Source organism: Falsigemmobacter intermedius (genome assembly GCF_004054105.1).
GTDB lineage: Bacteria > Pseudomonadota > Alphaproteobacteria > Rhodobacterales > Rhodobacteraceae > Wagnerdoeblera > Wagnerdoeblera intermedia.
Genome location: NZ_SBLC01000078.1, coordinates 1 through 5,389 on the forward strand (window position 1 = coordinate 1; position 5,389 = coordinate 5,389).

Below are 5,389 nucleotides of genomic sequence, written 5' to 3' on the forward strand. Positions count from 1 at the left end.
ATCTCTATGCGCGCGGTCAGGGAGAAAAGGGCTGATGGCACCGAAATTCGGCACCTCTGGCCTCAGAGGGCTGGTCAGCGATCTGACCTCTGAACTGATCGGGGATTACACCCGTGCCTTTCTGGCGGCCTGCCCGGTGGGGCGCGGGCTTTATATCGGCCGCGACCTGCGGGCCTCCTCGCCTGAGATTGCGGCCGCGGTGGCAAGGGCCGCGCGGGCCGAGGGCGTGGCGGTGACCGATTGTGGCGCGGTGCCGACCCCGGCGCTCGCGCTGGCCGCGATGGCGGCGGGATCGGCGGCCATTATGGTCACCGGCAGCCATATTCCGGCGGATCGCAACGGGCTGAAGTTCTATCTGCCCGGGGGAGAGATCACCAAGACCGATGAGGCGGCGATCCTTTCGGCCCTGGGCCGCGCTCCGGCGGGGCTTTCGGCACCGCTTTCTCAGGCGGATGCTGCGACGCCCTGGGTGCAGCGCTATATCCGGGCCTTTGGTCCGGAGGCGCTCTCGGGTCTGAGGATCGGGCTCTGGGAGCATTCTGCCGTCAGCCGCGATCTGATTGCCGGGGCTCTTGAGGGGCTTGGGGCAGAGGTGCTGCGGCTGGGCCGCAGCGAGACCTTTATCCCCGTCGATACCGAGGCGGTTCCGGCTGAGATCCGCGCCCGCATCGCCGCCTGGTGCCGGGAGCACGGGCTTGATGCCCTGGTCTCCACCGATGGTGATGGCGATCGCCCGCTCCTGGCCGATGAGCGGGGCGCCCTCGTGCCCGGCGATCTTCTGGGCCAGATCACGGCGCGCGCCCTTGGGGCAGAGGTGGTGGTCACGCCGGTCAGCTCCAACAGCGGGGTGGAGCGTTCGGGCGCTTTTAGCCGGGTGATCCGCACGAAGATCGGCTCTCCCTTCGTGATCGCCGGGATGGAGGCGGCGGGGGGCCGGGTTGCGGGCTATGAGGCCAATGGCGGTTTCCTTGCGGGCTTTGAGGCGCAGATGGCGGCAGGCGCGCTTGCGCCGCTTTGGACCCGGGACAGCCTTTTGCCTCTGGTCGCGCCCCTGGCGCTGGCGCGGGCTTCGGGTCGCAGCCTCTCTGCCCTGATCGCAGCGGAGCCTGCGCGCTTCACTGCCGCCGACCGTCTGGAAGAGATCGCCCCTGAGACGAGCCGTGCCCTGATGGCGCGACTGGAGGACGGGCACTTCACCGCGCTGCTCTCTCCCTTAGGGGAAAGCCTTTCTGCGCAGGACCGCACCGACGGGCTGCGGCTCCATCTCGCTTCCGGCCGGGTGATCCATCTGCGCCCCTCGGGCAATGCACCGGAACTGCGGCTTTACACCGAGGCCGAAAGCCCGGAGCAGGCCGGGGATCTGCTGGCCCGGGGGCTGGAGGTCCTGAAGGCTCACCTGGCGTAATACGCGCGGTACCAGGCGACAAATTCCGCCACGCCTTTGCGGACATCGGTCTGCGGGCGATAGCCGGTCAGGCTTTGCAGAAGCGATGCCTCCGCCCAGGTGGCGGGGACATCGCCTTTCTGCATCTCCATATAATTGCGGATGGCGGTCCGGCCCGTGGCCTCTTCAATGGCATCGACGAAATCCGTGAGCTTCACCCGGTCAGAATTGCCGATGTTCACCACCCGGTAGGGGGCAACCGGTGACAGGCTGTCGCCCGGGGCAATCTCAGCGGCGCTTTCGGGGCGGACCGGCACCGCATCGATCAGCAGCCGGATCCCCTTCACCAGATCGGTGACATAGGTGAAGTCGCGATACATCTCGCCGTGGTTATAGATATCGAGGGGGCGCCCCCCGAGGATGGCTTCCGTGAATTTATAAAGCGCCATATCGGGCCGGCCCCAGGGGCCATAGACGGTGAAGAAGCGAAACATCGTCACCGGCAGGTGCCACAGATGTGCATAGGAATGCGCCATGCTCTCCGAGGCCTTTTTGGTCGCTGCATAGATCGTGAGCTGCGTGTCGGCCTTATCGGTCTCGCGAAAGGGCATCTCTTCATTGGCGCCGTAAACCGAAGAGGTGGAGGCCATGAGCAGATGCTGCACCCCGTGGCGCCGCGCGATCTCCAGCACATTGAAGCTGCCGATGACATTGGCATCGAGATAGGCGCGCGGGTTCTCGAGGCTGTAGCGCACCCCGGCCTGAGCGGCGAGATGGACGATGACATCGGGCCGAAACTCACCCGCCACCCGGTCAATCAGCGCCTGATCCTCAAGCAGCCCTTCGGTGGCGCTGAAATTGGGGTGCTGAAGCAGCATGGCGTGCCGGCGCTCTTTCAGGCGGACGTCATAATAATCGGTCATCCCGTCATAGCCGTGAACGGTAAAGCCTTCCTCAAGCAGCAGGCGGCTGAGGTGAAACCCAATGAACCCGGCTGAGCCGGTCAGAAATACGCGGGTCATCAAAGGCTCCTGTCGCATTTTGTCGTAATAGATAATGCTTTTCTGATCCTGAAAAATGCCTGTAAACTTACGGGATAGCAGGCAAATTTTTACCTTTTCTGAGATAAAAGAAGCTTTTGCGATAGGATATTCGATATGAAAATTACAGTTGTCGGCACCGGCTATGTCGGGCTGGTATCCGGCGTGTGCTTTTCTGACTTCGGTCACGAAGTTATCTGTGTCGATAAATCCGCTGAAAAGATCGAACAGCTCAGCAAAGGCCAGGTACCGATCTATGAGCCAGGCCTTGAGGACGTATTGGCACGAAATGCTGCAGCTGGACGGCTCAAGTTCAGCACAGATCTTGTTTCGGCTGTAGACGGCGCAGATGCAGTCTTCATCGCGGTCGGAACCCCAACCAGGCGCGGGGATGGGCATGCGGATCTGCGGTATGTGATGGCAGCCGCTGAGGAAATCGGCCGAGCCCTGACCGGCTATACGGTCGTGGTGACGAAATCCACGGTACCCGTCGGCACCAATCGCAAGGTCGCGGAAGTGATACGCGCTGCCGTTCCTGGCGCCAGATTTGACATTGCGGCGAACCCCGAATTCCTGCGCGAAGGCGCGGCGATTGAGGACTTCATGAAGCCTGATCGGGTTGTGGTCGGTGTTGAGAGTGAAAAAGCGAAAGCCGTCATGGCGGCAATCTACCGCCCGCTCTACCTGCGTGACTTCCCGATCGTCTACACGGGCCTCGAGACCGCCGAGATGATCAAATATGCCGCCAATGCGTTTCTCGCGACGAAGATCAGCTTCATCAATGAAATTGCAGCTCTCTGCGAGCGCGCCGGGGCCGATGTGAAGGGCGTGGCCAAGGGGATTGGTCTCGATGGCCGTATCGGCTCAAAGTTCCTGCACGCAGGCCCGGGCTATGGTGGCTCCTGTTTTCCGAAGGATACCTCGGCGCTTGCCCGTATTGGCCAGGAGTATGGTGTGCCGCAGCGTATTACTGAGACGGTTATCGCCGTGAATGACGCTGTCCGCCGTCGCATGGTGGATAAGATCCTCGACCTTTGCGAAGGCAAGGTCGCCGGCCGCAAGATCGCCGTGCTCGGCGTCACCTTTAAACCTGAAACCGATGATATGCGCGAAGCCCCTTCGCTCACCATCGTGCCGGCGCTGATCGGAGCAAGGGCGAAAGTGCATGTGGTGGATCCCCATGGCCGTCGTGAAGGTGAAGCTCTGCTGCCCGGCGTGGTCTGGGAGGAAGACGCCTATACGGCCGCGCAGGATGCTGAGGCCGTGGTGATCCTCACCGAGTGGAACCAGTTCCGCGCCCTGGATCTCAAACGCCTCGCAGGCAGCATGGCGGTGCCCCGCATGGCGGACCTGAGGAACATCTACGACCGTGAGACCGTGCTTGCTGCAGGTTTCACGGCTTGGGACGGTGTCGGCCGGGGCTGAGCCCCCTGCCCTGTCGTCTGTTTATGGCCGGTTCCGGAAGGCACCGGCCATTTTCATGTCCTGGAACCTCAGAAGCTCAAGGTGCGTCTGATACAATCAACATGATATCTGGTAGCTATCGGATATCTGTTAGCTACCATATTGCTATCGGATAGCTATCGGATAGATGCTGGCCAAAACAGGCAGGAGCAGCAGATGCCGGTGATCTCATTCGCCAACCCTAAAGGGGGCGCGGGCAAAACCACAACTGCACTGATCGCAGCCACGATGCTGGCCGAGAACGGCGCAAGTGTCTCGATTATCGATGCGGACCCGGAGCGTTGGATCAGCCAGTGGGCCGATCTTCCCGGGCGGCCGGAAGCGATCCGCATCCTGTCCGATGTGACGGAAGAGAGCATCGCAGATGTGATTGAGGCCGAGAGTGCCAGATCTCAGTTCGTCATCGTTGATCTTGAGGGAACCGCCTCTCTGATGGTGGCCAATGCCATCGGCTTCTCGGACTTCGTTGTGATCCCCCTCCAGGGCTCCGGCATGGATGCAAAGGGCGGTGCGAAGATCCTGCGGCTGATCGCGACCCAGGCCCGCATGGCGCGGCGCGCGATCCCTCATGCAGTTGTTCTCACCCGGACCAGCGCAGCCGTCAAATCCCGCAGCCTGAAGAATGTAACCAGCGAGCTGACGGAGGCTGGTGTGCCGGTCTTTGAAACGGCGATCGTCGAGCGCGCGGCCTATCGGGATCTCTTTGACTACGGCGGCACGCTCTCAGGCCTCAGCCCGACGACGACTTCCGGCCTGCCCAAAGCGATTGAGAACGCGCAGGAGTTCGCGGGTGAACTGGTGGCAAAGCTGAAGGAGGCCCTGGCATGAGCACCCGTGCGAAAATCGGCTTTGGAGATGCTCTGGGCGATCTGAGCGGCTTCGCTCCCCTGCCCCGGGTGAAGACGACGGCGCCGCCGGTTGAGGCCGCTGCAGTGGCAGGTTTTACAAGTCGTGAAGCGCCGACTGCGCCGGCGAAACCCCAACAACGCCGCCACCGTACAGGGCGCAGTGCTCAGATCAACATTAAAGCCAAGCCAGATACCATTGCAGCCTTGAATGCTTGGGCCGATGAGCAGGGAATTAGTATCGCAGAAGCCTTTGAGAAAATGGTGGAAAACCTCAAGGATAGCTTATAGCTATCTGGTAGCTACTAAGTAAATTTGTACTATTTATTAGCTATCCGATAGCTACCAGATAGCTGGCATCTTTGATCGCTTGAAGAACCCATCCGCTCTTAGCGAACAAGCGCGGACACGGCGTCGGCTGTCAGAGGTGGTCCGGGAATTTGGACCGGATTGCCGCTCAGCTAAGCTCTAGCATGGGTTTCATGTCAGACGGCGGCTTTCAGGTTCTGATCCGAGGTATCATAGGCCTCGGCTGGCGTCAGCAACCCGTGCGATGAGTGCGGTCGTTTTTCATTGTAATAGCTGATCCAGGCCCCGATCCCCTTGCGTGCCTCTGAGCCAGTCTCGAAGGCATTCAGGTAGACGCATTCGTATTT

6 protein-coding genes are annotated in these 5,389 nt (G+C 61.2%); 4 read left to right on the plus strand and 2 right to left on the minus strand.

The window, feature by feature from the left end; genetic code table 11:
- Positions 1 to 34 precede the first annotated feature (34 nt).
- Positions 35 to 1,405, plus strand: a complete 1,371-nt coding sequence (locus tag EP867_RS18660) for a phosphomannomutase (protein ID WP_128490955.1) — start codon at positions 35 to 37, stop codon at positions 1,403 to 1,405.
- On the opposite strand, the gene EP867_RS18665 is transcribed toward EP867_RS18660, so the two are convergent.
- A complete protein-coding gene (locus EP867_RS18665; RefSeq protein WP_128490956.1) occupies positions 1,393 to 2,406 on the minus strand; it encodes an NAD-dependent epimerase/dehydratase family protein in 1,014 nt (337 codons plus the stop codon). The two genes, EP867_RS18660 and EP867_RS18665, sit on opposite strands and share 13 nt — an antisense overlap.
- Before the next feature lie 135 nt (positions 2,407 to 2,541).
- Here EP867_RS18665 and EP867_RS18670 point away from each other — a divergent pair, with 135 nt between their 5' ends.
- The 3 genes from EP867_RS18670 to EP867_RS18680 all read left to right on the plus strand — a co-directional run bounded on the left by EP867_RS18670 (position 2,542) and on the right by EP867_RS18680 (position 5,024).
- Positions 2,542 to 3,849: a UDP-glucose dehydrogenase family protein gene (locus EP867_RS18670; RefSeq protein WP_128490957.1), complete on the plus strand. Its 1,308-nt coding sequence runs from the start codon at positions 2,542 to 2,544 to the stop codon at positions 3,847 to 3,849.
- Positions 3,850 to 4,044: 195 nt separating this feature from the next.
- The gene (locus EP867_RS18675; protein ID WP_128490958.1) at positions 4,045 to 4,716 is read left to right on the plus strand and encodes a ParA family protein; all 672 of its coding nucleotides are present in this window, start codon (positions 4,045 to 4,047) and stop codon (positions 4,714 to 4,716) included.
- On the plus strand, positions 4,713 to 5,024 hold the full coding sequence (locus EP867_RS18680; protein WP_128490959.1) for a stability/partitioning determinant: 312 nt from the start codon (positions 4,713 to 4,715) through the stop codon (positions 5,022 to 5,024). The genes EP867_RS18675 and EP867_RS18680 overlap by 4 nt, the downstream gene beginning before the upstream one ends.
- Positions 5,025 to 5,218: 194 nt before the next feature.
- On the opposite strand, the gene EP867_RS18685 is transcribed toward EP867_RS18680, so the two are convergent.
- The coding region (locus EP867_RS18685) for an integrase core domain-containing protein (RefSeq protein WP_164888952.1) at positions 5,219 to 5,389 on the minus strand (171 nt) is incomplete at its 5' end.

Bases quoted from the DNA above. Each gene is read 5' to 3' on its own strand.
- EP867_RS18670 (WP_128490957.1), top strand. From the start codon at position 2,542: ATGAAAATTACAGTTGTCGGCACCGGCTATGTCGGGCTGGTATCCGGC.
- EP867_RS18680 (WP_128490959.1), top strand. From the start codon at position 4,713: ATGAGCACCCGTGCGAAAATCGGCTTTGGAGATGCTCTGGGCGATCTG.
- EP867_RS18665 (WP_128490956.1), bottom strand. From the start codon at position 2,406: ATGACCCGCGTATTTCTGACCGGCTCAGCCGGGTTCATTGGGTTTCAC.
- EP867_RS18675 (WP_128490958.1), top strand. From the start codon at position 4,045: ATGCCGGTGATCTCATTCGCCAACCCTAAAGGGGGCGCGGGCAAAACC.
- EP867_RS18660 (WP_128490955.1), top strand. From the start codon at position 35: ATGGCACCGAAATTCGGCACCTCTGGCCTCAGAGGGCTGGTCAGCGAT.